Source organism: Paenibacillus sp. FSL W8-1187 (genome assembly GCF_037965485.1).
Classification (GTDB): domain Bacteria; phylum Bacillota; class Bacilli; order Paenibacillales; family Paenibacillaceae; genus Paenibacillus_O; species Paenibacillus_O pasadenensis.
This window is the reverse complement of record NZ_CP150181.1, coordinates 3,505,767-3,531,208: the sequence shown is the minus strand read 5'-3', so window position 1 is coordinate 3,531,208 and position 25,442 is coordinate 3,505,767. Positions and strand designations below refer to the sequence as shown.

General features: G+C 63.2%; 22 protein-coding genes. 18 read left to right on the top strand and 4 right to left on the bottom strand.

The annotated features are described in order from the left end of the window. Positions 1–13 precede the first annotated feature (13 nt). From NYE40_RS15360 to rbsK, 14 genes are all read left to right on the top strand, one after another. A complete protein-coding gene (locus tag NYE40_RS15360) occupies positions 14–1,285 on the top strand; it encodes an RICIN domain-containing protein (protein WP_228551574.1) in 1,272 nt (423 codons plus the stop codon). Positions 1,286–1,492: 207 nt separating this feature from the next. Next, positions 1,493–2,512, top strand: a complete 1,020-nt coding sequence (gene hrcA, locus NYE40_RS15355; protein WP_101807792.1) for a heat-inducible transcriptional repressor HrcA — start codon at positions 1,493–1,495, stop codon at positions 2,510–2,512. Positions 2,513–2,614: 102 nt separating this feature from the next. Then, positions 2,615–3,223, top strand: coding sequence for a nucleotide exchange factor GrpE (gene grpE / locus NYE40_RS15350; RefSeq protein ID WP_339278623.1), 609 nt, complete (start codon positions 2,615–2,617; stop codon positions 3,221–3,223). A 95-nt stretch (positions 3,224–3,318) separates the two neighbouring features. Continuing rightward, complete coding sequence (gene dnaK, locus NYE40_RS15345) at positions 3,319–5,163, top strand: molecular chaperone DnaK (protein ID WP_028597098.1); 1,845 nt, start codon at positions 3,319–3,321, stop codon at positions 5,161–5,163. Positions 5,164–5,302: 139 nt separating this feature from the next. Continuing rightward, positions 5,303–6,439 (top strand): molecular chaperone DnaJ, encoded by a 1,137-nt coding sequence (gene dnaJ, locus NYE40_RS15340; protein ID WP_028597097.1) that lies wholly within the window; start codon positions 5,303–5,305, stop codon positions 6,437–6,439. A gap of 172 nt (positions 6,440–6,611) precedes the next feature. Beyond that, complete coding sequence (locus NYE40_RS15335; protein ID WP_028597096.1) at positions 6,612–7,307, top strand: FadR/GntR family transcriptional regulator; 696 nt, start codon at positions 6,612–6,614, stop codon at positions 7,305–7,307. A 177-nt stretch (positions 7,308–7,484) separates the two neighbouring features. After that, the gene (locus NYE40_RS15330; RefSeq protein WP_101807790.1) at positions 7,485–8,852 is read left to right on the top strand and encodes an acyclic terpene utilization AtuA family protein; all 1,368 of its coding nucleotides are present in this window, start codon (positions 7,485–7,487) and stop codon (positions 8,850–8,852) included. After that, positions 8,849–9,175: a DUF4387 domain-containing protein gene (locus tag NYE40_RS15325; protein WP_101807789.1), complete on the top strand. Its 327-nt coding sequence runs from the start codon at positions 8,849–8,851 to the stop codon at positions 9,173–9,175. Before NYE40_RS15330 ends, NYE40_RS15325 begins: the two co-directional genes overlap by 4 nt. Before the next feature lie 3 nt (positions 9,176–9,178). Continuing rightward, entirely contained in the window at positions 9,179–10,072 is an 894-nt protein-coding gene (locus NYE40_RS15320; protein WP_028597093.1) for an ABC transporter permease subunit, read from the top strand. A gap of 16 nt (positions 10,073–10,088) precedes the next feature. Further along, positions 10,089–10,961 (top strand): carbohydrate ABC transporter permease, encoded by an 873-nt coding sequence (locus NYE40_RS15315; protein ID WP_028597092.1) that lies wholly within the window; start codon positions 10,089–10,091, stop codon positions 10,959–10,961. 86 nt (positions 10,962–11,047) lie between these two features. After that, on the top strand, positions 11,048–12,538 hold the full coding sequence (locus NYE40_RS15310; RefSeq protein WP_101807788.1) for an extracellular solute-binding protein: 1,491 nt from the start codon (positions 11,048–11,050) through the stop codon (positions 12,536–12,538). Between the two features lie 12 nt (positions 12,539–12,550). After that, positions 12,551–13,735, top strand: coding sequence for an ADP-ribosylglycohydrolase family protein (locus NYE40_RS15305; RefSeq protein WP_339278622.1), 1,185 nt, complete (start codon positions 12,551–12,553; stop codon positions 13,733–13,735). Beyond that, positions 13,732–15,858 (top strand): ADP-ribosylglycohydrolase family protein, encoded by a 2,127-nt coding sequence (locus tag NYE40_RS15300; RefSeq protein ID WP_339278621.1) that lies wholly within the window; start codon positions 13,732–13,734, stop codon positions 15,856–15,858. The genes NYE40_RS15305 and NYE40_RS15300 overlap by 4 nt, the downstream gene beginning before the upstream one ends. Then, entirely contained in the window at positions 15,855–16,787 is a 933-nt protein-coding gene (gene rbsK, locus NYE40_RS15295) for a ribokinase (RefSeq protein ID WP_339278620.1), read from the top strand. The genes NYE40_RS15300 and rbsK overlap by 4 nt, the downstream gene beginning before the upstream one ends. Before the next feature lie 47 nt (positions 16,788–16,834). Here rbsK and NYE40_RS15290 read toward each other — a convergent pair whose 3' ends face one another. The 4 genes from NYE40_RS15290 to NYE40_RS15275 form a co-directional block, all read right to left on the bottom strand. Further along, a complete protein-coding gene (locus NYE40_RS15290; protein WP_339278619.1) occupies positions 16,835–17,875 on the bottom strand; it encodes an iron ABC transporter permease in 1,041 nt (346 codons plus the stop codon). Then, positions 17,872–18,879, bottom strand: coding sequence for an iron ABC transporter permease (locus NYE40_RS15285; RefSeq protein WP_028597087.1), 1,008 nt, complete (start codon positions 18,877–18,879; stop codon positions 17,872–17,874). Before NYE40_RS15285 ends, NYE40_RS15290 begins: the two co-directional genes overlap by 4 nt. A 96-nt stretch (positions 18,880–18,975) precedes the next feature. Then, the gene (locus tag NYE40_RS15280; RefSeq protein WP_052332859.1) at positions 18,976–20,250 is read right to left on the bottom strand and encodes a stalk domain-containing protein; all 1,275 of its coding nucleotides are present in this window, start codon (positions 20,248–20,250) and stop codon (positions 18,976–18,978) included. A 144-nt stretch (positions 20,251–20,394) separates the two neighbouring features. Next, positions 20,395–21,123: a hypothetical protein gene (locus NYE40_RS15275; protein ID WP_127464469.1), complete on the bottom strand. Its 729-nt coding sequence runs from the start codon at positions 21,121–21,123 to the stop codon at positions 20,395–20,397. Positions 21,124–21,288: 165 nt separating this feature from the next. Here NYE40_RS15275 and NYE40_RS15270 point away from each other — a divergent pair, with 165 nt between their 5' ends. The 4 genes from NYE40_RS15270 to NYE40_RS15255 all read left to right on the top strand — a co-directional run bounded on the left by NYE40_RS15270 (position 21,289) and on the right by NYE40_RS15255 (position 25,427). Continuing rightward, complete coding sequence (locus NYE40_RS15270) at positions 21,289–22,086, top strand: ABC transporter ATP-binding protein (RefSeq protein WP_028597085.1); 798 nt, start codon at positions 21,289–21,291, stop codon at positions 22,084–22,086. A gap of 18 nt (positions 22,087–22,104) precedes the next feature. Then, positions 22,105–22,890 carry an IucA/IucC family C-terminal-domain containing protein gene (locus NYE40_RS15265; RefSeq protein WP_084136494.1) on the top strand — a complete coding sequence of 262 codons (786 nt, stop codon included), beginning with the start codon at positions 22,105–22,107 and terminating at the stop codon, positions 22,888–22,890. Between the two features lie 234 nt (positions 22,891–23,124). Beyond that, the gene (locus tag NYE40_RS15260; protein WP_164820145.1) at positions 23,125–24,060 is read left to right on the top strand and encodes a hypothetical protein; all 936 of its coding nucleotides are present in this window, start codon (positions 23,125–23,127) and stop codon (positions 24,058–24,060) included. An 11-nt stretch (positions 24,061–24,071) separates the two neighbouring features. Further along, the gene (locus tag NYE40_RS15255; protein WP_028597082.1) at positions 24,072–25,427 is read left to right on the top strand and encodes a diaminobutyrate--2-oxoglutarate transaminase; all 1,356 of its coding nucleotides are present in this window, start codon (positions 24,072–24,074) and stop codon (positions 25,425–25,427) included. Positions 25,428–25,442 lie beyond the last annotated feature (15 nt).

The following is a 25,442-nucleotide window of genomic DNA, read 5'->3' as shown; positions in this document are numbered from 1 at the left end:
GAGGAATGATTGCGTGAAGTGGAGAACGCTCGTCCTATTCTCTCTGGCCGCCCTGCTGCTGCTGGCGGGCGGCCGGCCGGCCGGAATGCCCAAAGCCGAGGCCGCGCCCGTGTGGAACCTGACGTGGAGCGATGAGTTCAACGGCGCCTCCGGCTCCGCGCCGGACGGCGGCAAGTGGGGCTATGACCTCGGCGCGGGCGGCTGGGGCAACAACGAGCTGCAGAACTATACGAACCGGAGGGACAATTCCTATCTGGACGGCAGCGGCAATCTCGTCATCAAGGCGATCAAGGAAAATTACAACGGCAGCGCCTATACGTCCGCGCGCCTGCTGACCAAGGGCAAGTTCAACCAGGCGTACGGCAAGTTCGAGGCGCGCATCAAGCTGCCTTACGGCCAAGGCATCTGGCCGGCGTTCTGGATGCTCGGCAGCAACCTCGACCAGGCGGGCTGGCCCGGCGCCGGCGAGCTGGACATCATGGAATACCTCGGCCATGATACGCGGACGGTATACGGCACGGTGCACGGACCGGGCTACTCCGGCGCGGGCGGCATCAGCAAGTCGTACACGCTCCCGAGCGGCAGCTTCTCGGATTCCTTCCATACCTTCTCCGTCGAGTGGGAGCCGACCCAGATCCGCTGGTACGTCGACGGCAACCTGTTCCACACGTTCAATAAAAGCCAGCTCGGGGCGGGACAGACGTGGGTATTCGACCATTCGTTCTTCATGATCCTGAACCTGGCCGTCGGCGGCAACTGGCCCGGCTATCCGAACGCCTCGACCGTGTTCCCGCAGACGATGACGGTCGACTACGTGCGGGTCTACTCGCAGGGCTCGTCGCCGTCGGCTCCGGTCGAAAGCGGCGCCGTCTACAAGCTGATCAACGTGAACAGCAACAAAGCACTCGACGTCTACGCGGCGAGCACGGCCGACGGCGCGAACGTGCAGATCTACACGGACAACGGCACCGGCGCCCAGCGCTGGCAGGCTTTTGCCCAGGCCGACGGCAGCTTTACGCTGATCAATCCTGCGAGCAACAAGGCGCTGGACGCGGCGGGAGCGGGCACGGCGGACGGAACGAACGTGCAGATCGCGAACCAGAACGGCTCGGCTGCCCAGAAATGGCGGATTACCGCCAATGCGGACGGCAGCTTCAAGCTGATCAATGTGAACAGCGGCAAGGCGCTCGACGTCTCCAGCTCGGGCACCGCCGACGGCACGAACGTGCAGCTGTGGACGGACAACGGCACCGGCGCCCAGAAGTGGAGGCTGGTCAAGCTTTAAGGCGGTTTTCGAGGCGAATGCCCCGGGAAAGGCGGCTCTTCCGAGAGCCGCCTTTCCCTTTTTTTTCGGCCTCCGCCTCACTTGACAACGCTCCGCCAGGTTTGGTATTTTGGTTATGAATGTTAGCACTCGATAGAGTGGAGTGCTAATCACTCGTCCGCCTCGGATTTTGGGAATCCGGAGGCATGCAGAGGGAGGATGGTACGGATGTTGACTGAAAGGCAGCAGCTGATCTTAGGCGTGATCATCGACGATTATATCCGTTCCGCCGAGCCTGTAGGCTCCCGGAGCATTTCGAAGCGGGGCGACGTGGCCTTCAGCCCGGCGACGATCCGCAACGAGATGGCGGATCTAGAGGAGCTGGGATTCCTGGAGCAGCCGCATACGTCGGCTGGACGCATTCCTTCCATTCAAGGCTACCGGTATTATGTCGATCATCTGATGAGGCGCGAGGCGGTCACCAAGAGCGAGCTGCAGGCGATCCGCTCGTTCGTCGCCAGCCGCATGATGGAGGCGGAGCAGGCGATCCAGCAGGCGGCGATGATCATCTCCAACCTGACGAACTACACGTCGATCGTGCTCGGTCCGGATTCGGTCAATCAGGCGCTCAAGCAGTTCCAGCTCGTGCCGCTCGGGGGCGACAAGGCGGTGGCGATCGTCGTGACCAATACCGGCCACGTCGAGAACCGCACGGTGACGATCCCGCCGGATCTGGACATGGATGACATCGAGCAGGCGGTGCGCTTCCTCAACGAGCGGCTGAGCGGGACGCCGCTCACCCGCCTGAAGTCCCGGCTCTTCTCGGCGGCGGGCGAGGAAATGGGCCGCTATGCGGATCAATGCGAAGGGCTGCTCAAGCTGATCGAGCAGGCCGTCCGCTCGGAGGACGACAGCCGGCTGTACCTGTCCGGCACGGCCCGCATCCTCGCTCAGCCGGAGTTCAAGGATGTCGACAAGGTCAAGACGATCTTCGGGCTGCTGGAGGAGACGCCGACGCTGCTGCGCCTGTTCTCCTCGCTGCCGCAGGGGCTGTCGGTGCGGATCGGCACGGAGAACGACCACGCCGCGATCGCGAGCTGCAGCCTCATTACGGCTTCGTTCACGATCGATGGCGAGCAGATGGGCACGATCGGCATCCTCGGCCCGACGAGGATGGATTACGGGCGCGTCGTCGGCCTGCTCGGCGAGTTCGGGCGCAGCCTGAGCAGCCTGCGGACGGAGCGCTGACGAACGCCGTCCAGGCTTGGACGCGGCGCGCAGGCAAGGGGCTTCGCGGCCCCTACATAGATTCAGCCGCGTTATGGAACCATTTACGGGAGGTGAGCATGCTTGGATTCCAAGAAGAATACGATAGATGAACAGACAAGCGCAGAGGACATTCTGGACGCCGATCAAGAGACGGCGGAGCAGGCGGCCGCGGCCGCTGGCGGCGAGCCGATCGAGGCCGAGCCGCAGGCGGCGGAGGAGGCCGGGCAGGCGCCGGAAGAGGATGCCCGCTATGCGGAGCTGGCTCGCCAGGCGGAGGAGCATCAGCAGCGGCTGCTGCGCGTCCAGGCCGACTATGACAATTTCCGCCGCCGCACGGCCAAGGAAAAGGAAGAGCTGGGCCAATACGCCTCGGCGAAGCTGCTGACGCAGCTGCTGCCGATCGTCGACAACTTCGACCGGGCGATCGCCGCCGCGGCCGGCGGAGGCGATGCGGAATCGCTCGCCAAGGGCGTGGACATGATCTTCCGGCAGCTGCAGGGCGTGCTCGAGCAGGAAGGGCTGAAGCCGATGGAAGCGGTCGGGCAGCCGTTCAATCCGGAATTCCATCAGGCGGTCATGACCGTGGAGTCCGACGAGCATGAGGAAGGCATCGTCGTGGAGGAGCTCCAGAAGGGCTTCATGCTCAAGGACAAGGTGCTTCGTCCGGCCATGGTCAAGGTAAGCGGCTAGGACGGCCTTAATCTGCCTTTAAGATAAAGCGGGTATACTTGGATCGACCCGTAACGAATTCGATCCGCAATGGATATAAGGGAGGATATTTTACGATGAGCAAAGTAATCGGCATCGACCTTGGAACGACCAACTCCTGCGTAGCGGTCATGGAGGGCGGCGAGGCGGTCGTCATTCCGAATCCGGAAGGCAACCGCACGACGCCGTCCGTCGTCGGCTTCAAGAAGGACGGCGAGCGCATCGTCGGCGAGACGGCGAAGCGCCAGGCGATCACGAACCCGGACCGCACGATCATCTCGATCAAGCGCCATATGGGCACGAGCCACAAAGAAACGATCGACGGCAAGGACTTCACGCCGCAAGAAATTTCCGCCATCATCCTGCAAAAGCTCAAATCCGATGCGGAAGCGTACCTCGGCCAACCGGTGACGCAAGCGGTCATCACCGTGCCGGCCTACTTCAACGACTCCCAACGCCAGGCGACCAAGGACGCCGGCAAGATCGCCGGCCTCGAGGTGCTGCGCATCGTCAACGAGCCGACGGCCGCGGCGCTGGCCTACGGCCTCGAAAAGTCCGAGGACCAGACGATCCTCGTCTATGACCTCGGCGGCGGCACGTTCGACGTGTCCATCCTCGAGCTTGGCGACGGCTTCTTCGAGGTCAAGGCGACGAGCGGCGACAACCGTCTCGGCGGCGACGACTTCGACCAGGTCATCATCGACCACATCGTAGCCGAGTTCAAAAAGGAGCATGGCTCCGACCTGTCCAAGGACAAAGCGGCCGTGCAGCGTCTGAAGGACGCGGCCGAAAAGGCGAAGAAAGAGCTGTCCGGCGTCCTGACGACGACGATCAGCCTGCCGTTCATCACGATGGTCGACGGCGTGCCGCAGCACTTGGAGCTGAACCTGACCCGCGCCAAATTCGAGGAGCTGGCCGCGCCGCTCGTGGAGCGCACGCTCGCTCCGACGCGCCAGGCGCTGAGCGATTCCGGCCTGTCGGCCAGCGAGATCGACAAGGTCGTCCTCGTCGGCGGCTCCACCCGCATCCCGGCCGTCCAGGAAGCGATCAAGAAGCTGATCGGCAAAGAGCCGCATAAAGGCGTGAACCCGGACGAAGTCGTCGCCCTCGGCGCGGCGGTCCAGGCGGGCGTCCTGACCGGCGACGTGAAGGACGTCGTCCTGCTCGACGTCACTCCGCTGTCGCTCGGCATCGAGACGGCGGGCGGCGTATTCACCAAGATGATCGAGCGCAACACGACGATCCCGACGAGCAAGTCCCAGGTGTACTCCACGTACGCCGACAACCAGACGAGCGTCGAGATCCACGTCCTGCAGGGCGAGCGCGCCATGGCCGCCGGCAACAAGACGCTCGGACGCTTCATGCTCGGCGACATCCCGCCGGCTCCGCGCGGCGTGCCGCAGATCGAGGTCACGTTCGACATCGACGCCAACGGCATCGTCAACGTCAGCGCGCTCGACAAGGGCACGGGCAAGAGCCAGAAGATCACGATCACGTCCTCGAGCGGCCTCAGCGACGAGGAAGTCGAGCGCATGATGAAGGACGCCGAGCTCAACGCCGAGGAAGACCGCAAGCGCAAGGAGCTCGTCGAGGCGAAGAACAATGCCGACCAGCTGATCTACTCCGTCGACAAGACGATCAAGGATCTGGGCGACAAGGTCGACGCCGGCGAGATCGACAAGGCCAACAAAGCCAAGGAAGCGCTGCAGGCGGTCGTCGGCGGCGAGGATCTGGACGCGATCAAAAAAGCGACCGACGAGCTGACCGAGATCGTGCAGCAGCTGTCCGTCAAGCTCTATGAGCAGGCGGCGCAAGCGGAGCAGGGCGCTCCGGGCGCCGATGCCGGCGCGGCCCAAGGCGGCGCGGCCGGACGCGACAACGTCGTCGACGCCGACTACGAAGTCGTGGACGACAAGAAATAAAAAAGGTACGATAGCTTCATAGCTTCACCAAGCGGCTCCGCCTTTTTCCGAGCAGCGCCCCGGCTTTGAGCGCCGGGGCGTCAGGAGGGAGAGGGCGGTTGTTGCATGTCAAGCGGGCATTACATGGGGGTGAGAGGGATTGGCGGATAAGCGCGATTATTACGAGGTGCTGGAGCTCGGCAAGGACGCCTCGGCGGAGGAGATCAAAAAAGCCTACCGCAAGCTGGCGCGCCAGTACCATCCGGACGTCAACAAAAGCGCCGACGCGGAGACGAAGTTCAAGGAGGTCAAGGAAGCTTACGACACCTTGAGCGACGATCAGAAGCGCGCCGTGTACGACCAGTACGGGCATGTCGATCCGAACCAGTTCGGCGGCGGAGGCGGGTTCGGCCAGGACTTCGGCGGAGGCGGCTTCGGCGACATCTTCGACATGTTCTTCGGCGGAGGCGGCGGACGGCGCGATCCGAACGCGCCGCAGCGCGGCAACGACCTGCAGTATACGATGACGATCGAGTTCAAGGAAGCGGTATTCGGCAAGGAGACGGAAATTACGATTCCGCGCACCGAGAACTGCGACACCTGCCACGGCTCCGGCGCCAAGCCGGGCACCAAGCCGGAGAACTGCTCCGTCTGCCGCGGCACCGGCCAGCAGGAAGTCGTGCAGAACACGCCTTTCGGACGCATGGTCAACCGCCGCGCCTGCACGAACTGCAGCGGCACGGGCAAGATCATCAAGGACAAGTGCTCGACCTGCCACGGCGCGGGCAAGGTGAAGAAGCAGCGCAAGATCACCGTCCGCATCCCGGCGGGCGTCGACGAGGGCGCGCAGATCCGCCTGAACGGCGAGGGCGAGGGCGGCACGCGCGGAGGTCCGAACGGCGACCTGTACATCGTGCTGCGCGTCAAGCCGCATGAGTTCTTCGACCGCGAGAACGACGACATCTACTGCGAGGTGCCGCTCTCGTTCGCGCAGGCGGCGCTCGGCGACGAGATCGAGATCCCGACGCTGACGGAGAAGGTCAAGCTCAAAATTCCGGCGGGCACGCAGACCGGCACGTACTTCCGCCTCAAGGGCAAGGGCGTGCCCAAGCTGCGCGGCTACGGCAACGGCGACCAGCACGTCAAGGTGACCGTCGTCACGCCGACGTCGCTCACCGACGAGCAGAAGGAGCTGCTGCGCCAGCTCGGCGGCTTCGGCGGCGGCGCGGGCGCAGGCTCCGAGGAGCATCACGAGAGCATCTTCGACCGGATGAAAAAGGCGTTCCGGGGTGACTGAGCTCGTGCCGATCGCAAAGAAGGAGAAGGGGAGCGATTCCCTTCTCCTTTTTGTTTCGAAAAACCTTCTGAAAGCGCTTGACAGACCAAAAGCCGAGAAGGTATCCTTTACATGTGGTCAATTGGATGATCCAATTTAAAGACTGCAGGATAGAGAGGACCGAAACCGACTTATGACGATCAAGAAAATCAAATATCATCGGGTGTATGAAGATGTCATCGAGCAGCTCAAAAACCTGATTCTAGAGGGCAATCTCGCTCCCGGAGATTTCCTGCCGACCGAGCGCGAGCTGGCCCAATCGTTCGGCATCAGCCGCGGCACGCTGCGCGAAGCGTTCCGCATCCTGGAGCGGGAGGGGCTGATCGAGGCCCGTCCAGGCGGAGGACGCTTCCTCAGCAAGGCGCTCGACGTCGCCGAGGACCGGACCCGCATCCTGGACAACATCGAGCGGGCGACGATCATGGAGCTGCTCGAGGCGCGGGAGCTGTTCGAGACCGGCATCGTGGAGCTTGCCGCGAAGCGGGCGACGGCGGAGGATATCGCCGAGATCGAGGCGGCCTTCGAGACATGGGGAGAGGTCGGAGCGGACGGCGACCGCTCCAAGCCGGATCAGGCGTTCCACCTGTCGATCGCCAAGGCGACGCACAACGTCGTGCTGGTCAACATGATCGAGCTGCATATGGACCTGCTGCAGCGGACGCTCCGCAAGACAGCCGCCATTCCCGGACGCAAGAGCGAGGTATACGAGGAGCATCTGCTGCTCCTGCAGGCGATCAAGGAGCGCGACCCGGTCAAGGCGCGGCTGGCGCTGCTCCATCATTTGAGCCATGTGAAGGAGAACATCCAGAAAAACGCCGTCCAGCCCTGAGCGGCGACGGACGATCCATCGAACATGCGGCCTGACCGGCTCGCTCCGGACGAAAGGGGGCCTCCCCTTTTCTTTCATCAAATTGGATCATCCAATTACCCACCCTTCCAGGCGGGCGGCGCGGAAGGCTGCCGCTGCCGCAACCCAACCTGGCTGTACAAGAAGGAGAGACCTAAGATGAGCACAGACATTCGAATCCTGTCGCCCTGCGGCATGCTGGGATATGGATTTCCGGAGAAGTCCTTCAGGAACGGATTGGAAAAGGATCCGCACGGCATCGTCGTCGATGCCGGCTCCACCGACGGCGGCCCGCATAAGCTCGGCGCCGGCGTCTCGATCGTCAGCAAGCGGGCGGTCAAGAAGGACCTGGGCCTCATGCTTCCCGCCGGGCTGAGCCGCGGCATCCCGGTCGTGATCGGCTCGGCCGGAGGCTCCGGCGCGAGGACGCATGTGGAGTGGACGCTCGAGATCATCGACGAGCTGCTGGCCGAATTGGAGCTGGAGGCAAAAATAGCCGTCATTTGGGCAGACTTCTCTCAAGAGGACGTGCGGCAGGCAAGCGCGGAGGGGCGGATCTCGCCGCTCAGTCCGAACATCCCTGCGCTGACTGAGGAGGCGATCGCCGCCACGCCCCGCATCGTCGCCCAGATGGGACATGAGCCGATCGTCGAGGCGCTGCGCGCAGGCGCAGACATCATCGTCTGCGGGAGAGCCTACGACCCGTCGCCGTTCGCGGCGATCGGCATCCTGCACGGCAAGGATCCGGCTCTCGCCTATCATCTGGGCAAGATTCTGGAGTGCGGAGCGCTGTGCGCCGAGCCGGGCACGACGAAGGACAGCATCCTCGGGACGATCGGCGACGGCAGCTTCACGGTGGAGTCGCTCAATCCGCAGCGGCAGTGCAGCGAGACGAGCGTCGCCGCCCACACGTTCTACGAGAAGGAGCATCCTTACCTGCTGCATGGGCCCGGCTTCATGCTCGATCTGGAGCACTGCCGGTTCGAGGAGGCGGAGACGGGCGTCGTGAAGGTCAGCGGCAGCAGGCTCGTTCCGGCCGAGACGTATACGGTCAAGCTCGAAGGAGCGCGGCAGACCGCCTACCGGACGTTCGTCGTCGCCGGCATCCGCGATCCGATCCTGCTCGGCAAGCTGGAGGAGGTCGAGGAGCTCGTGCGCGCGCAAGCGAGAGAGTATTACCGGGACGTGCCGGAAACCGACTACTCGATCCGCTTCTACAACTACGGCATGAACGGCGTGCTCGGCAGCCAGGAGCCGGAGCCGTTCCGGGGCCATGAGGTCGGCGTCCTGTTCGAGGTCGTCGCCCGCACGCAGGAGCTCGCCAGCAGCATCTGCGCGACGGTCCGCTCCACGTTTCTGCATTACGGCTACGAGGGGCGCAAGTCGACGGCCGGCAACCTGGCGTTTCCGTTCGCGCCGAGCGATATCGAGTTCGGACCGGTTTATGCGTTTTCCGTGTACCATTTGATGGAATCGTCTCCGGACGCATTCACGATCGAGCACCGCAGAGGAGGGGCGAAGCGATGACCAAGCTGGGCGATCTGGCCAAAGTGCTGCGCAGCAAAAACTCGGGTCCGTTCGAGATCACGCTGGATGTCCTTTTCGACTCCAGGGAGAGCTACGAGCAGGTGAAGGGCTCGGGCTCCGTCACTCCGCGAACGGTCAGCGAGGCGTATGGAATTTCCGAGGAGCGGATCCGTCATTTCGTCTTTTTCGATCCGGCGCTCGGCTTCAAGGTGACGATGTCCCGGGAGGTCTCCTCCGGCAGCGCAGGAGACCGGGACGTCTACGGCGCCCAGCAGCATGCTCCGCTCATGCGGCTCGAGATCGACTGCGACCGGGAGGTGTAGCCCATGAAGGCCATGAAGCGGCTGCGGCAGGACTGGGTGCTCTATGCGATGCTGGCCCTGCCTCTGCTCTACTTTTTCATTTTCCATCTCATCCCGCTGTACGGCATGAAGCTCGCCTTCCAGGATTACCGCATCCTCGGCGACCATGTCTGGGTCGGCTGGAAGCATTTCGAGACGCTGTTCAGCTCGCCGGCGTTCGCCAGCGTGCTCCAGAACACCATCATCATCAGCTTGATGAAGATCGTCTTCGTCTTTCCGATCCCGATCGTGCTGTCGCTCTTCATCAATGAAGTGCGCAGCTCCAGGTACCGCAAGTACGTGCAGTCCGTCCTGTACTTGCCGCATTTCCTGTCCTGGGTCGTCATCGCCGGCATCTGGATCAGCCTGCTGAATCCGGCGACCGGCGGGGTGAACCAGCTCGCGAGCTTTTTCCAGCTGCCGTCCATCGACTACATGACGAGCAAGGAGCATATCCGCTGGGTGCTCGTCTTCTCGGAAATCTGGCGCAGCGCGGGCTGGGACTCCATCATCTATCTGGCCGCGATCATGAAGATCAGCCCGGGGCTGTACGAGGCGGCCAAGATCGACGGAGCGACGAGGCTGCAGCAGATGCGGTTCATCACGCTGCCCCATCTCTACAGCACTGTTGTAACCGTCTTCATCCTCAACCTCGGCTTCTTCATGAACGCCGGCTTCGACCAGGTGTTCAACTTCATGAACGCGTCGGTCATCAGCGTCGTGGACATCCTGGACACGTACGTCTACCGGATCGGCATCGGAAACGGCCAGTTCGCCTACGCGACGGCGGCCAGCCTGTTCAAGGGAGTCATCGGCATCGTGCTCATCCTGGGCACGCACTTCGTCTCGAAGCGCGTCTCGGGCAAAGGCGTCTGGTAAAGGAGGGGGAAACTGCGTGAGACGACTGGAAACATCCAAGCTGGCCATCTATCTGCTGCTGTTCGCCTTCACCTTGACGGTGCTCGTGCCGCTGCTCAACCTGCTTGCCCTCTCCTTCACGGCGCCGGGCAAGGCGCATCTGATGAGCGGGCTGGACCTGATCCCGAAAGGGTTCTCTACGATCAACTACGAGCTGCTCTTCTCGAACCCGCTCATCACGGGCGGCATCCTCAACTCGGTCTGGATCACAATAGCGGGCACGGCGCTTAATCTGGCGCTGACGTCGATGGCCGCCTATGTGCTCGCCCGCAACGAGTTCGTCGGGAAGAAGGCCGTGCTGTTCTTCCTGATCGTCATCATGGTGTTCGAGCCGGGCATGATTCCCGAATACCTGCTGGTCAAGGATCTCGGCCTGATGAATACGCTGACCTCCCTGATTCTGTACAAGGCCGTCAACGTGTACTATCTGTTCATCCTCATGCGCTTCTTCCAGGACATCCCGGAAGAGATCCTGGAGGCGGCGCGGATCGACGGCGCGGGGCATTTCCGCATGTACTCCCGGATCATGATGCCGCTGTCCAAGCCGGGACTGGCGACGCTCGGCCTGTTCTACGGCGTCTACCACTGGAACGAGTACTTCCGCGCGACGCTTTATATTTCGGAGCCGTCCAAGTGGCCGCTGCAGGTCGTGCTGAGGCAGTTCGTCGTCCGCAAGGACAACACGTCGCTGATCGGCAGCCAGAATCTGTTCGACAGCTCGATTCCGTTCGACTTCGCCTCCCTGCAGGCAGGCACCATCATCATCGCCATCGTGCCGCTGCTGGTGCTCTATCCGTTCATCCTCAAATACTACGCCAAGGGAGCTCTGGAAGGGGGGGTCAAGGACTGAAGCCGGAGAGCTCCGGCCGCCAGGCGAGGCAGGGAGGCTGCCCGCCGCAAGACGTACGCCATCATCCATAAGGGGAGATCACGCACATGAAAAAATGGACTACGATCGCATGGACGGCCGCGCTGGCTGTCGCCGTAACGGCTTGCTCATCCAACTCCGGCAGCCCCGCTGCCAACGAAGGGAATGCCGGCGCCGCGCCGGACGGCAGCGGGCAGCCGGTGACGCTCAAGATCGTCTACAAGGACGAAGGCACGGCGAACGCGGCTTCGGTCAAGTTTTTCGGAGAGCTGGAAAAGGCGCTGGCCAAGGACGAGGGGCTGAACGTCAAGTTCGAGCTCGTCGACCTCGCCCAGGGCAGCTACGCGGAGAACCTGAACCTGCTGCTGCTCGGCGGCACGATCCCGGACATCATCTACTTCCAGGGCGGCGACCAGCAGATGGCCGACCAAGGCCTGCTCGAGGACCTGACCCCGTACATCGAAAAGTCGGAGCATGTCAAAACCATCATGGAGCCGCACAACAAGACGCGCATGGACAGCTATCCGTACCTGCTCTGGATCAAGCCGCTGGCGCCGAAGGTGCCGGTCGTGCGGGCCGACTGGTTCGAGGCGCTGGACAGCTCCAAGGCGCTGACGGACAATCCGACCGTCGACAACTACTACGCCTTCTTCAAGGAGCTGGTCGAGAAGAAGCCGGGCTCTGGCAAGCCGAATTACGCGCTGACGGCGGCAGGCGACATCGCAGAGATCAATACGATCTTCAACGCGGCGTTCGGCCTCGATCAGACGTGGATCAAGAAGGACGACGGCACGTTCGAATACGCCCGGATTTCCGAGGGCGAGAAGGAGAAGCTGGCCTTCTACCACAAGCTGTACCAGGAAGGGCTGCTCGATCCGCAGTTCATCACCAAGCAGTGGGATACGAAGGAGGACGCCTTCTACAAGGGCGAAGCGGGCGTCATCACCGGCACGGCGGGCAAGATCATCGACCTGTACAACGGCCGCATGCAGGATCTTGGCGGCGAGAGCGCCAAGCTCGTCGTGCTGCCGCCGGCCAAAGGCGTCGGCCAAGGCTTCGGAGCTACGGATGTGACCAAGGAATCCCGCGGCCTGGCGATCTCCTCGCAGTCCAGCCATAAGGATGCGGCGTTCCAGGTATTCGATTATCTGGCGAGCCCGAAAGGGCAGATGCTCGACCGCCTCGGCTACGAGGGCGAGAACTACGCCGTCGTCGACGGCAAGATCGAGCTGAACGAGAACTACTACAACAACTGGTACGCCCGCTTCTGGGAGCCGGTCGACATCAAGTCGGAGATTCCGCTGCAGACGCCGCTGCTCGGCGAGCCGGGAGCGAAGTCGCTGGAGCTGGCGTCGACGTTCTACACCGAGGACAACGCCTTCATCATCCCCGAGCAGTTCGTCGCGAACTGGGATGCGATGAACAATCTGTACAAGGAATACTCGACGGACTTCATTACCGGCAAGAAGGATCTGAGCCAGTTCGGGGCATTTGTCGACGCCTGGAATGCCGCCGGAGGAGCCGAGATCACCGCCTACGCGAACGAAACCATCCAGTAAGGAGCTGCAGCCATGACTTCATTTCGCAGTCGGGTAAGAGGAGTGGTCGTCTCGACCGCTCTCGGAGACGCCATGGGCGCTCCGGTCGAGAAGCTGACGTACGGGGAGATCAAGTCGAGATACGGCCGGGTCGAGTCGCTGATGACGAGATGGCATAAGATGGACCTGCCCGAGGACATGCGGCTCGGCCGGGTGCGCGGCGACGGCATCGTCACCGACGATACGCTGATGACGAACGCGCTGATCCGGACGTACCAGGCCGAGGGACGGCATCTGGACGCCTATGACATGGGCCGCGAGTTCGTCAAAGAGATCGCTTTCCGCAAGACGTTCGTGCCTGAGCTGGACCGCGAGACGTTCATCATGGACCGCTTGTTCTACCCGGAAAAGCAGATCTTCCTGCGCCATGTGCTGGCGAACGCCGAGCCGCGCGAAGGCGGCCTCGGCAACATGGTGAACTGCGGGGCGGCGATGTACATCGCCCCGATCGGCGTCGTCAACGCCGGCAATCCCAAAGGCGCCTACGACGAGGCGATCCTATTCGCCATGGGCCATCAGAGCAGCTACGGCCTGGAGGCGGCCGGCGTGCTGGCGGCCTGCGTCGCCAAGGCGTTCGAGCCGGGGGCGACGGTCGACGACATCGTCGGCACGGCGCTGTCTTTGGCCAAGGACGGGACGAGAGCGGCGATCGAGGAGCTGGCGGCCGCGGCGCGCAGCCTGCGCGCCCGGCGGGACGACCGCGATGCCGTCGTCGCCGTGTTCCACCGCATCATCGCCAAGTACTCGCCGATGGGCGACGACGTCAGCCGGCATATCGACAAGGTCGGCGTGCCGAGCGACCACTACACGCCGAGCCGGCTGCGCTCGATCGAGGAGTTGCCGCTCGCGCTCGCCTATATCGTGCTGAACGAGGGCGACTATTACCGCTCGATCCTCGACGGCATCAACTCGGGCCGGGATACCGACTCCATCGGCGTCATGGCCGGCGTCATCCTCGGCGCGATGCACGGCGCGGAGGTCATCGAGCCGGGAGACATCGAGCAGCTCGACCGGGTCAACCGGCTCGACCTGCTGGACATCGCCGACCGGTTCGCCGAGACGGCCGCGGCCATCATCCGGCAGGACATGGAGGCGGCCGCGACGCGGCGGCAGCTGCTGGCCGGCATCGGCTGCTTGGGAGAGGAGGCGCGGCGATGATTCCGAACCGCTATCTGGAAACGGTGTACGCCAGCTTCATCGGCATGAACGTCGGCATCCGACTCGGCGCCCCGATCGAGCCGGTCGCCTGGACGTACGAGCGCATCCGGGACGTATACGGAGATATCCGCGGCTACGTCAAGCCGTATCGGACGTTCGCGGCGGACGACGACGCCAACGGCCCGGTGTTTTTCATCCGCGCGCTGTACGACGACGCCAAGGGCAGAGAGCTGACGGCCGAGGATGTCGGCCGCGCCTGGCTCAATTATGCGCGCGAGGGCATCGGCATGTTCTGGTGGGGCGGCGAGGACATCAGCACCGAGCATCGGGCGTATGTCAACCTGAGCAAAGGCATGGCCGCGCCGGCGTCGGGCTCCATCGAGACGAACGGGCTGGAGATGGCCGAGCAGATCGGCGGCCAGATCTTCATCGACTCTTGGGGACTGCTTTTTCCCGGCGATCCGGAGCGGGCGGCGGACTACGCGGAGAAGGCCGCGAGCGTCTCTCATGACGGCAACGGCCTTTACGGAGCCCGCTTCATGGCGGCCGCGATCGCGGCGGCGTTCGGAGCGGCTTCAATCGCGGACATCGTCGCCGCCGGATTGCGGCAAATACCGGCGGAGTCGACCTATGCGCGCGTCGTCCATGCCGTGCTGGACTTCCACCGCGACCATCCGGACGACTGGGCGGCATGCCGCCAGCATCTCGAGGACCGCTGGGGCTACGACAAGTATGGCGGGGTCTGCCATATCATCCCCAACGCCGGCGTATGCGCGCTCGCGCTGCTCTACGGCGGCGGCGACTTCGCTCGCACCGTGGAGATCGCCTCGATGTGCGGCTGGGATACGGATTGCAACGCCGGCAACGTCGGCTCCATCCTCGGCGCATTCGCCGGCCTCGACGGCATACCGGCGCATTACCGCGCCCCGATCAACGATTTCATCGTCGCCTCCAGCGTGTCGGGCTACCTCAATGTCGTCGACTTCCCGACGTTTGCCAAGGAGCTGGCGCTGCTCGGCTATCGGCTGAACGGAGAAGAGGCTCCGCAGCAGCTGGCCGACAGCTTCAGGCCGGGCGACGTGCAGTTCGACTTCGGCTTGCCGGGCTCGACGCACGGCTTCCGCACCTCCAATCCGTTCAAGACGCCGGTCGTCCGCCACTCCGTCCACCAGGCGCTGCAGCCTGGTGGAGGCTCGCTGGAAATCGTCTTCGACCGTCTCGTCGCCGGGGACCGCAGCCATATTTATTGGAAGCCGTTCTATCGCCGGGAGGAGTTCAACGACGAGAAGTACAAGCCCACGTTCGCTCCGCTGGCGGTCAGCGGGCAGACGGCGTCCGCCTCCGTTTATGTCGATCAGTGGGAAGGAGAGCCGATCGTCCTGACGCCTTATGTGCGGAACTCGGCCACGAAAGAGGAGCTGCTGCTGGAGCCGCGCCCGCTGGAGAACGGGGCTTGGAACGAGCTGTCGTTCGTCCTGCCCGATACGGATGGAGCGCTCATCGACGAGATCGGCTGGGTGCTGGAAAGTCCGTCGCCGCTCACGGACCGGGCGCTCGGCAGCCTGTACATCGGGCGCTTCGGAGTCGCCGGAGCGGCGGCCTATGAGATCGACTTCGCCAAGCAGGCCAAGGAGTTCGGCTCGATTACGCCGTTCGCGCATCATCGGGGCGAGTGGAGGCTGGAGGGCGGGCGCATGATCGGCCGGGCACAGAGCGACGCGGCTTCGTTCTCGGGCAACTATTACGAGCGCGATCTCTCGGTGGAGGCGACGGTGCAGCCGCTGGAAGGAACGAGCCATCTGCTGGCCGTCCGCGCCCAGGGCGTCAAGCGCCACTATTTGGCCGGCTTCGACGGGCCGAACACCGTGTCGTTCATCAAGCAGGACTTCGGGACGAGCCGGCTCATCACGGCGAAGTTCGACTGGGAGCTCGGCCGCGAGTACCGGATGAGGCTGGTCGCCGAGCAGGATGCGTTCAAGCTCGAGATCGACGGCAAAACGGTGCTGGAGTGCCGCGACGACTCGTTCGGCTACGGCATGTTCGGCTTCGCCTGCCTCGATGGCGGCGAGCGGGCGATCAGCCGCGTATCGGTGCGGACGGGTTCCGCCAAGGGGCGGCCTTGAGCCGGCAGGCGTCCGGCGGGAGCCGGATCCTCGTCGCCGGCAGCATCAACATGGATATCGTCAGCCGCGTCGCTCGATTTCCCGAGCCAGGCGAGACGATCTCCGGACGCGGCACGTCGTATCATCCGGGCGGCAAGGGCGCCAACCAAGCCGCGGCGGCAGCCAAGGCGGGAGCGGCCTGCTCGATGCTCGGAGCGGTCGGCGGCGATCCGTTCGGCGACGCGCTGGTCGCCTCGCTGGAGGATGCCGGCGTCGGCGTGCAATCGGTGCTGACCAAGGACGGGACGTCGGGACTGGCGATCATCACCGTCAACGAGGGCGGAGAGAACCATATCGTGCTGTCGGCTGGAGCAAACGGCCTGCTGACGGCCGAGGACGCGCTCGCCGAGGCGGACTGGCGCGGCGTCTACGCCGTGCTGCTCCAGAACGAGATTCCGTGGGAGACGAACGAAGCGCTCATCCGGTCGGCCGGCGAGGCCGGCGTGCGCGTCTGGCTGAACCCGGCTCCGGCGCGGGAGGTTCCGGCCGAGCTGCTGCCGCTGCTCGATACGATCATCGTCAACGAGACGGAGGCGGCCGCCGTCAGCGGGCTGCCGGTGCCGGACCGGGCCGCGGCCGAGCTGTTGGCGCGCGGCGCTCGCCGCGTCGTCGTCACGCTCGGCGAGCAGGGCTGCTTGTGCGCGGATGCGGCCGGGGAGCGGCTGTCCGTGCCCGCCTATGCGGTGGAGGCGGTCGATACGACGGCGGCGGGGGATACGTTCATCGGCGCGTTCGCCGCCGCCTCCGCCGCCGGGACCGATACGGAGGCGGCGCTGCGGTTCGCCGCCGCTGCGGCGGCGATCGCCGTCACGCGGCCGGGAGCCCAGGCCTCGATCCCGTCCAGGGACGAGATCGAGGCGTTCCTGGCGCGGGAGCGAGCTTCGCTGTAAATCAAAGGAGATGCCCCAAGCGCGGCTTGGGGCATCTCCTTTTCTGATCAGGCATTTCGGCTGCGATACAGCAAATAAATGAAAAAAGGCGCTCCGACGCCGGCAGTGAACACGCCGACCGGAATGTCGTAGGGAAGGAACAGCGTGCGGGCGATCGTGTCGCTGGCGACGACGATCAAGCCGCCGATCAACGCGGAGATCGGCATCATGCTGCCGAAGGAGGAGCCGACGAGCTTGCGCGCCATATGGGGAGCGATCAAGCCGATGAAGGAGATCGCGCCTCCGACCGATACGGCGGCTCCCGCAAGCGCCACGCTCAGCATCAGCAGGAGGAAGCGCTGGCGGCCGACCCGGCTGCCGGCTCCCGCCGCCATGTCGTCGCCGAGCTGGAGGATGTTGACCTGCCGCGAATAAACGAAGGCCAGCGGGATGAACGCCGCCGCCCAGGGCAGGATGAGCAGGACGATGCCCCAATCGGAGCCGTACACCGAGCCTGTAATCCAGACGAATGCTTGGGAAGAGGTATACATGGGACTTTTGAGCAGGATGACCTTGGTCGTCGAGCCGAGCAGAAAGTTGATTCCGATCCCGACGAGCACGAGACGGATCGGCGTCACGCCTTGCTTCCAGGCGAGAAAATAAACGAGCAGGGACGTGCAGCCTGCTCCGAGCATAGCCGCAAGCGGCAGCCAGACGATGCTGACGGTGCTGCTGAGGACGCTGATGAAAAGGACAGCCGCCAGCGTCGCCCCGCTCGTAATGCCGATGATGTCGGGAGAGGCGAGCGGATTGCGGATGATGCCTTGCAGGATCGCGCCCGCGACAGCCAGCGACGCCCCGACGAGAAAGGCTGCCGCGATGCGGGGCAGCCGGAGCTCCTGGACGACCAGCCGATGCTCCTCCGTGCCGAATCCGAACAGCGCCCGGATCACCTCCAGCGGATGCAGGCGCATGTCGCCGAGTCCGGCGGAAAGCAGCATCGCGGCGACGCAGGCGACGGCGAGCCCGATCGTCAAGGCCAATGCTTTCGGGTCGAGGAAAAACGAGATCGGGAGCCGTTCGAAGCGAACGGGCTTGAGCGGCTTCATCGTTCGATTCCCCCTTTTCTTGCAATGGCGATGAAGGCGGGGATGCCGATCATGGCGGTCATGACGCCGACGGGGAGCTCTTCCGGCTGGATGATGAAGCGCCCGGCCACATCCGCCGCGACGACGAGGATCGCTCCCAGCACGGCGCTGTAAGGCACCATCCAGCGATAGTCGTTGCCGGAGAAGAAGCGGGCGATGACGGGAATGACGAGTCCGATGAAGCCGATCGGCCCGGCGACCGCGACCGAGCTTCCGGCGAGCGCGACGATGACGAGGCCGGTGCCGAGCTTCACGAACGCCGTCCGCTGGCCGAGGCCTTGCGCGGCATCGTCGCCCATCGTCAGCACGTTCATATGGCGCGCGAGCAGCAGCGAGCCTGCCCAGCCGCAGCCCATGACCGGCAGGACGGCCTTCAGCATGTCGAAGGAGCGCCCGGCGACCGAGCCGGTCAGCCAGAAGATGACCTCGTTCAGTCCTTGCTCGTCCAGCACGAGCATGCCTTGGGTAAACGACGAGAACAACGCGCCGAGCGCGGCGCCGGCGAGAATGATCTTGAGCGGCGTCAGCCCGTCCTTGCCGAGCGATCCGAGCGCGTAGACGGCGGCAGCGGCGATGGCCGCTCCGGAGAAGGAGAGCAGCGTCAGCAGCGGCAAGGAAGAGACCGACAGCAGCGTCACGGCCAGCACGATGGCGAAGGACGCGCCATAATTGATGCCGAGTATGCTCGCGTCGGCGAGCGGATTCCTCGTCAGGCCCTGGATGAGCGTGCCGCTGACCGCGAGGCATGCTCCGACTGCGGCGGCCGTCAGCGCCCGCGGGACGCGCGAGGTCTGCACGATGATATGGGCGTTCGAGCTTTCGTCGAAGTGAAGGAACGAACGCACGACGTCCTTGACGGGAATCGCCGTGAATCCGTAGGCCAGGCTCAGCAGCAGGCAGCCCAGGAGAAGGAGCGCTCCGAGCGCGAGTCCGGCCGCTTTCGACCGGTTGGAGGAGAGGTTCATGGCAGCGGCCCCAGTTCCGCGACATGCAAAAGAATGGGCGGATTCGCCCATTCTTTTGAGTATCGCTGCTTTTTCTCGAGCAGGAGTTGAATCCGGTTAAATGTCATAGTAGAAGTACAAGTCGTCGAGCATCATTTTTGCGGCGGTGGCGCCGCCGGACATATTCCATGTAATATCGTTGACCTTGTAGTACTTGTTGTTTTTCACTGCTCTCAGATTGGTCCACAGAGCGTTTTTCTGCCATTCTTCCTGCGTCTTGAATTCTTCTCCGCCGTGATTGCTGGAGGTGATGTCGAAGATGATGTCGCCGTCCATGAGCGGAATCTGCTCCTGCGAAGCGACGTCCAGGAACACCTTTCCGCTTTCCGTCTGGACTTTCGGACGGCTCAGGCCGAGCTCCTTCAGGATGTCGCCGGCGAAGCCGGTATTGTAGATGCGGGCGCTGTTGTCGTCGTAGAAGCGGACGATGGACACCTCGTTCTTGCTGGCGCTGCCGACTTTGGCTTTGAAGGTGGCGACCTTTTTGTTCCAGTCGCTCATGAACGCGTCATAGACGCTTTCTTTGTTCAGCGCTTTCGACACGAATTCCATGTTGGACTTCCACTCGAACAGCTGGTCCGCGAATACGGTCGGGGCGATCTTGCTGAGCTGGCCGTAGATCTTCTCATGCCGCGTCTTGGCTCCGATGATCAGGTCGGGCTTCAGGGCGACGATCGCCTCCAGGTTCGGCTGGAGCTCGGTGCCGAGGCTTTTGACCCCGCTCATGTCGGATCTCAGATAGTGGTACCACGGCTGCTGGACCCACGATTCGACCGCTCCGACAGGCTTCACGCCGAGGGTGAGCGAGATGTCGACCATTCCGTTGAACAGCACGACGACGCGTTTCGGAACGGAAGTCAACGTCGTTTCGCCCATGGCATGCTGGATCGTCCGCTTCGTCTCGATCGATGCCGTCTTGGAGCTGCCGTTCCAGTTCACCCAGAGGCCGAAGGCTTCGCCCAGGAAGCGGAGAGGGACGAGCGTGCGGCCGTCCTTCTCGACGACCTTGGCGCCGAGCGTCACGGTTTTTCCGTCCACCGCAGCCTGGCTGCTGCCGAGCTTCAGCTGGACGGACTTCGCGCCGCGGCTGACTTTAAGCGTTTTGGTCTGCGAGTCGAGGCTCAGCTTGGCGCCGATCTTGGAGACGATCGCGCTGTAAGGGACCATCGTCGTTCCGTTGATGATTTGGGGAGGGACGTCGAAGCGAAGCGTGGAGCCGTCCACTTTGACCTGGATCGGGGCGGCTGCGGCCGTGCCGGTCGCGGGAATGGAAACGGCCGCGACAAAGAGGGAAAGCGCTAAAGCGATGGAGCGAAAACGAAGCTTTATCATGGAAAACAAGACCTGCCTTTCGGTTGGTTGCTGGACCTATATTGATAACGATTATCATTATCGAGCCAGTGGATAAACTTGTCAAGGATAAAATGGAAAAATGACTAAGCTGCTTCCATATGGGGCGGCAAGCTCCGCGTCAGGCTAGCGCGGAGCGGCTTGATCGGCCAGCTGGCGGAACGTCTGGTACAGCTCGTAGTCCAGCCGCAGCAGGGAGTCGTAATCGAGCGTGTCGGCGCCGATCAGCTCATCCAGCCCGTCCATCTTCTCCTGGATCAGGGCGGCGGCCTCGGCGTAGCTTGCACGCGCGTCCGGCTCGACGCTCGTCCAGGCGGCTTTTAGCTTGGCGGCCGTCGAACGGATCTTGGCGTCGTCCTGCTCCTCGACATCCTGCTTCAGCTGCTTGACCTGAGCGCGCGCCTCCTCGACAGACTTGCTCAGCTCGGCGGAGCCGGCGGAGGCGTCAGCGGCGGAGCTGTCGCTTTTGTTCAGGATGGAGCCGGCGGCGGCCTTGTTGACGGACTCGTTGTCTTTTTTAGACGTCGCCGCTTTTGGAGGCTCGGCCTTCTTCTTGACGGGAGCCGGCGACGGAGAAGCGGAAGGAGAAGCAGAAGCGGAAGGTGAGGGCGCCGGCTCCGTGGATGCGGTCGAATCCGCGGCGGGACTCGCTGCAGGGCTCGCCGATGGCGCGGGCTTGTCGCTTGCCGACGCGTCGGCCGGCTCGCTCGGCTGCGGCTCCGCCGGCTCCGAGCTCGCAGGAGCAGGAGACGCGGGGGAGTCGATATAGCGGTCCGACGAAGCGCTGCAGCTGGCCAGGAGCGATGCTGCCGCGAGGACCGCGGTTAGGATGAGCAATCGAATTCGGGAAAGCAATGGGGTTCCTCCTTGAGATGAAATCAATGGTCGAACTGGCATCCGAATCCATTTTAGGCGAGACGGAACAGGTTCGCAATGTTTTTTTTGATAATCATTCTCATTGACAAGGAGGGGGAGCTCGCTTAAAGTGAATGGTAAATAAAGGGCGGGGAGCTGAGCCGCATGCATGCTCTGGAAACGCAAGGACTGTCCGTCCGCTACGGAGACACCTCCATTTTTGCCGATATGAACCTGACGATCGACAAGGGCAAGTTCACCGCCCTCATCGGCAGCAACGGCTGCGGCAAGTCCACTCTGCTGCGCACGATGGCCCGCTTGCTGAAGCCTTATCAGGGGACCGTCTTGCTGGAAGGAGCCAGCATCGCCCGGCTGCCGACCAAAGCCGTCGCGCAGCGGATGGCGCTGCTGCCGCAAGGGCCGACCGCGCCCGAGGGGCTGACCGTGCTGCAGCTGGTCAAGCAAGGCCGCTATCCGTATCAGTCTTGGCTGCAGCAATGGTCCAAGGAAGACGAGCGTGAGGTCAGCCGGGCGCTGGAGACGACCGGCCTGGCGGGCTTGGCCAACCGCGCGGTCGATTCCTTGTCGGGCGGACAGCGGCAGCGCGCCTGGATCGCGATGGTGCTGGCTCAAGGCACCGACATCGTCCTTTTGGACGAGCCGACCACTTATTTGGACGTCACGCATCAGATCGAGGTGCTCGATCTGCTCTACCGGCTGAACGTCGAGGAGGGGCGCACGATCGTCGCGGTGCTGCATGATCTGAATCTGGCTTGCCGTTATGCCCATCATCTGGTCGCGCTTCGCGATCAGGCCGTCTATGTGCAGGGCAAGCCGGAGGACGTCGTGACGTCGGACATGATTCAAGCGGTATTCAACCTGCAGGCGGATGTGATCGAAGATCCGCTGTACGGCACGCCGCTATGCGTGCCCCATGGCAAGGGCCGGAGGCTCGGCGCATGACATTTGGTCAGGAGGGCGATGATGGGCTTCGATTATGAACGGCATGAGATCGATCTGCTGACGGAGGAATTCCGTCTGGCGCTGGAGCCGTCGGAGGACAGGCGTCTCTCCATGCCGGCGCTCGATCTGCTGGATCGCGACAAGTGCCTGGGCTATATCGGCCGGGCGGGGGAGGTGTTCGAAGGGCAGACGATCGCGGCCAACGCTTCCTTGTTCGCCAAGCGATACAGCTACCTGACGATCGCCTCCAGCTTGTACGCGATGAGCGCCATGGACAAGGGACTGGACTATTCCATCGAGAACGCCCATATCGAATCCGTATGGAGAGGCAGCGCCTGGCTGCCTCGGATCCGTCTCGAAAAATGGGAAGCGAACCGGCCGGAGGCCGGGAAGAGAGAGGCTTGGCGAGAGCGGATCGTCGCCTCTGTTTTTGCGGATAACATCAGCCGGGCCTGGAACGCCATTTCCGCCTATGTCCCGGTATCCAAGGCGGTGCTTTGGGAAAATGCCGCGATCTATGTGTTCTGGCTTTATGAAAACCGTTTCCTGGAAGGCCTCGACGAGGAGCGGCAAGCGATCGTCCGCAGCGACCTGGCCTATCTGGTCGAAGCCCCGCCGCATCTGTTCGGAGAGAAAAAAAACCCGCTCGGACGCTATTATGGTCCTAAGGTGGCGACGGTCGCATCGGAGGAGCCGATCCGCATCCGCAAGACATGCTGCTTCTATTACCTGGCTTCCGATGACCCCGAGGATTATTGCCCCACCTGTCCTAAAATCAACCATCAGCCTTCCGGCGTGATGTAAGCACCCGGCAACTATGAAAAACGTCCTGCTTTTTTCACCAGCAGGGCGTTTTTTAGTATTTTATTCCTATATTGACAATTTCAGAGGTCGGATTTATGCTGATTATGTCTTTTGATATTGAAAATCATTATCAATCATTATCAATAAGATGCAGCCGATGGGGAAGGAGCGGGCTTGATGGATATCTGTTATCAAAACGCGCAAAATCGCTTCATTCACCAGAAAGCATTGGAGATGGGCATAGCATGCCGGCCGCTTCTCGAAGGAAGCGAGGAATTTCTGGAGCTGGAGCGCCAGGGCAAAAAACGGATCGTGAACCGGACCCGATCGCATCGCATGAAGCTGATGGCGGGCCTGCTGGCGAAAAACAAAGAGGCGTCCAATCTGCTGCTCAGGCGCCATGGGCTTGCCGTGCCGAACTATGTCGTCGTATCCGGCCATGGCGAAGAGGCCGCCCGCTTCCTGGCGGAAAATCGTCCGATCGTCGTGAAGCCGCTGGATGCGAGCAACAGCGTCGGCGTGACGCTTCGCGTCGCCGACGGGGCTCAGCTCGAGGAAGCGGTCGCGAGCGCGCTCCGGCATAGCGGCAAAGCGATGCTGCAGAAATATGTGGAAGGCACCGACGTCCGCATCGTCGTCATCGGAGGACGCGTCGTCGGCGTGCTGGAATACGTGCCGGCCTTCCTGATCGGCGACGGAGAAGCGACGATCGAGCAGCTCGTGAGCCGTCTGAATGAAGCTCAGCTGGCGCGGACCGGCGATCGGCAAGAGGGCTCCTACCAGCCGGTCGATCTCGGCTCGGCGCCGGTGATGGAGCGGCTGCGGGCCTGCGGTCTCGGGCCGGCAAGCGTGCTCGGCCAGGAGGAGAGGCTGGAGCTTTATCCGGACTCGACTCTCGCTGCGGATTCGATCCGCGAAATCGTGCTGGACCGCTCCGCCGACTGCCATCCGCATCTAGCGGAGGCGGCCGCCCGGGCCGCGAGCGCTTTGGAGCTCGACGTCGCCGGCATCGATATTCGCTGCAAGGACATTGCATCGCCGCTGGAGGCGGAAAACGGAGGGATTCTAGAAGTCAACGCGCTGCCGGATCTGATTGATCCGCATCTTTTCCTGACGGGCGATTCGATCGACGTATTCCGAATCTACCTGGACTATTTATTCGAAGAATAGGAGGGATCTTCATGTCCGACCGCACGCAGCAACAATACTTGCGGCTGCAAGCCGACCGGGAGTCGCAGGCGAGATCCTACCCTCGCCGCTTCCCGCTCGTCATTCAGAAAGCAAAGGGCGTCCTGCTCACCGACTTGGAAGGCAAAACCTATTACGACTGCCTGGCGGGCGCAGGAACGCTCGCTCTCGGCCATAATCCCGATGTCGTCGTCGAAGCGATCCGCAGCGCGCTCGACGAGCAGATTCCGCTGCATGCGCTGGACCTGGCGACTCCGCTCAAAGTCCGCTTCATGAGCGAGCTTTTCCTGCTGCTGCCGGAGGAGATGCGGGATACGGCCAAAATCCAGTTTTGCGGGCCGACGGGAGCGGATGCGGTCGAAGCGGCCATCAAGCTGGTCAAGCATGCGACGGGCGGAGGAGCGATCCTGGCCTTTCAAGGGGGCTATCATGGATCGACTCAAGGGACGATGGCGATGAGCGGCAACCTGAGCAAAAAAAGCAGGCTCCGCAGCCTGCTGCCCGACGTGCACTTCCTTCCCTTCCCGTACGAGTACCGCTGCCCGTTCGGCGTCGGCAACGGAATGACGGCGCGCATCAGCGCCCACTATATCGAGCATCTGCTGGACGACTGCGAGAGCGGCATCGCCGATCCGTGCGGGGTGATCGTCGAAACGGTCCAGGGAGAAGGGGGATCGATCCCGGCCGATCTGGAGTGGCTCCGGCAGCTGCGCCGCATGACAGCCGAACGGGGCATCCCGCTCATCATCGACGAGGTGCAGACCGGCATCGGCCGGACCGGCAAGATGTTCTCATTCGAGCATGCCGGCATCGTGCCCGATGTGATCGTCTGTTCCAAAGCGATCGGCGGCAGCCTGCCGATGTCGGTCGTCATCTACAAGGAAGAGCTGGACTGCTGGCAGGCGGGAGCCCACACCGGAACGTTCCGCGGCAACCAGCTCGGCATGGCGGCGGGCCTGGCGACGCTGGCCTACATGCGGGAGCACCGGGTGCTGGATCAGGTGAACGAGCGCAGCAAGCAGTTTTTTGAGGCGCTCGAACGGTTGAAGGCACGGTACGAGGAGATCGGAGACGTCCGCGGGAGAGGGCTGATGATCGGCGTGGAGATGGTCGATCCGAGCCTGCCCAAGGACGGGCTGGGCCATCATCCGCCGAGCGGGGAGCTCGCTGAGCGCATCCAGGAACGATGCTTCCAGAACGGTTTGATCGTCGAGTCCGGCGGCAGGCGTTCCGCCGTGCTCCGCTTCCTGCCGCCGCTTACGATTACCGAGGAGGAGACGGCCGCGGTGCTGGAGATTTTCGAGAAGTCGGTCGTCGAAGCCGTTGAAGCGAGCCGAGTGGCCGTCTAGGGGCGCGAACCGGCG

Coding starts and splice junctions, on each gene's coding strand:
- hrcA (WP_101807792.1), top strand. CDS start 1,493: ATGTTGACTGAAAGGCAGCAGCTGATCTTAGGCGTGATCATCGACGAT.
- dnaK (WP_028597098.1), top strand. CDS start 3,319: ATGAGCAAAGTAATCGGCATCGACCTTGGAACGACCAACTCCTGCGTA.
- NYE40_RS15335 (WP_028597096.1), top strand. CDS start 6,612: ATGACGATCAAGAAAATCAAATATCATCGGGTGTATGAAGATGTCATC.
- NYE40_RS15330 (WP_101807790.1), top strand. CDS start 7,485: ATGAGCACAGACATTCGAATCCTGTCGCCCTGCGGCATGCTGGGATAT.
- NYE40_RS15325 (WP_101807789.1), top strand. CDS start 8,849: ATGACCAAGCTGGGCGATCTGGCCAAAGTGCTGCGCAGCAAAAACTCG.
- NYE40_RS15320 (WP_028597093.1), top strand. CDS start 9,179: ATGAAGGCCATGAAGCGGCTGCGGCAGGACTGGGTGCTCTATGCGATG.
- NYE40_RS15310 (WP_101807788.1), top strand. CDS start 11,048: ATGAAAAAATGGACTACGATCGCATGGACGGCCGCGCTGGCTGTCGCC.
- NYE40_RS15305 (WP_339278622.1), top strand. CDS start 12,551: ATGACTTCATTTCGCAGTCGGGTAAGAGGAGTGGTCGTCTCGACCGCT.
- NYE40_RS15300 (WP_339278621.1), top strand. CDS start 13,732: ATGATTCCGAACCGCTATCTGGAAACGGTGTACGCCAGCTTCATCGGC.
- NYE40_RS15290 (WP_339278619.1), bottom strand. CDS start 17,875: ATGAAGCCGCTCAAGCCCGTTCGCTTCGAACGGCTCCCGATCTCGTTT.
- NYE40_RS15285 (WP_028597087.1), bottom strand. CDS start 18,879: ATGAACCTCTCCTCCAACCGGTCGAAAGCGGCCGGACTCGCGCTCGGA.
- NYE40_RS15280 (WP_052332859.1), bottom strand. CDS start 20,250: ATGATAAAGCTTCGTTTTCGCTCCATCGCTTTAGCGCTTTCCCTCTTT.
- NYE40_RS15270 (WP_028597085.1), top strand. CDS start 21,289: ATGCATGCTCTGGAAACGCAAGGACTGTCCGTCCGCTACGGAGACACC.
- NYE40_RS15265 (WP_084136494.1), top strand. CDS start 22,105: ATGATGGGCTTCGATTATGAACGGCATGAGATCGATCTGCTGACGGAG.
- NYE40_RS15260 (WP_164820145.1), top strand. CDS start 23,125: ATGGGCATAGCATGCCGGCCGCTTCTCGAAGGAAGCGAGGAATTTCTG.
- NYE40_RS15255 (WP_028597082.1), top strand. CDS start 24,072: ATGTCCGACCGCACGCAGCAACAATACTTGCGGCTGCAAGCCGACCGG.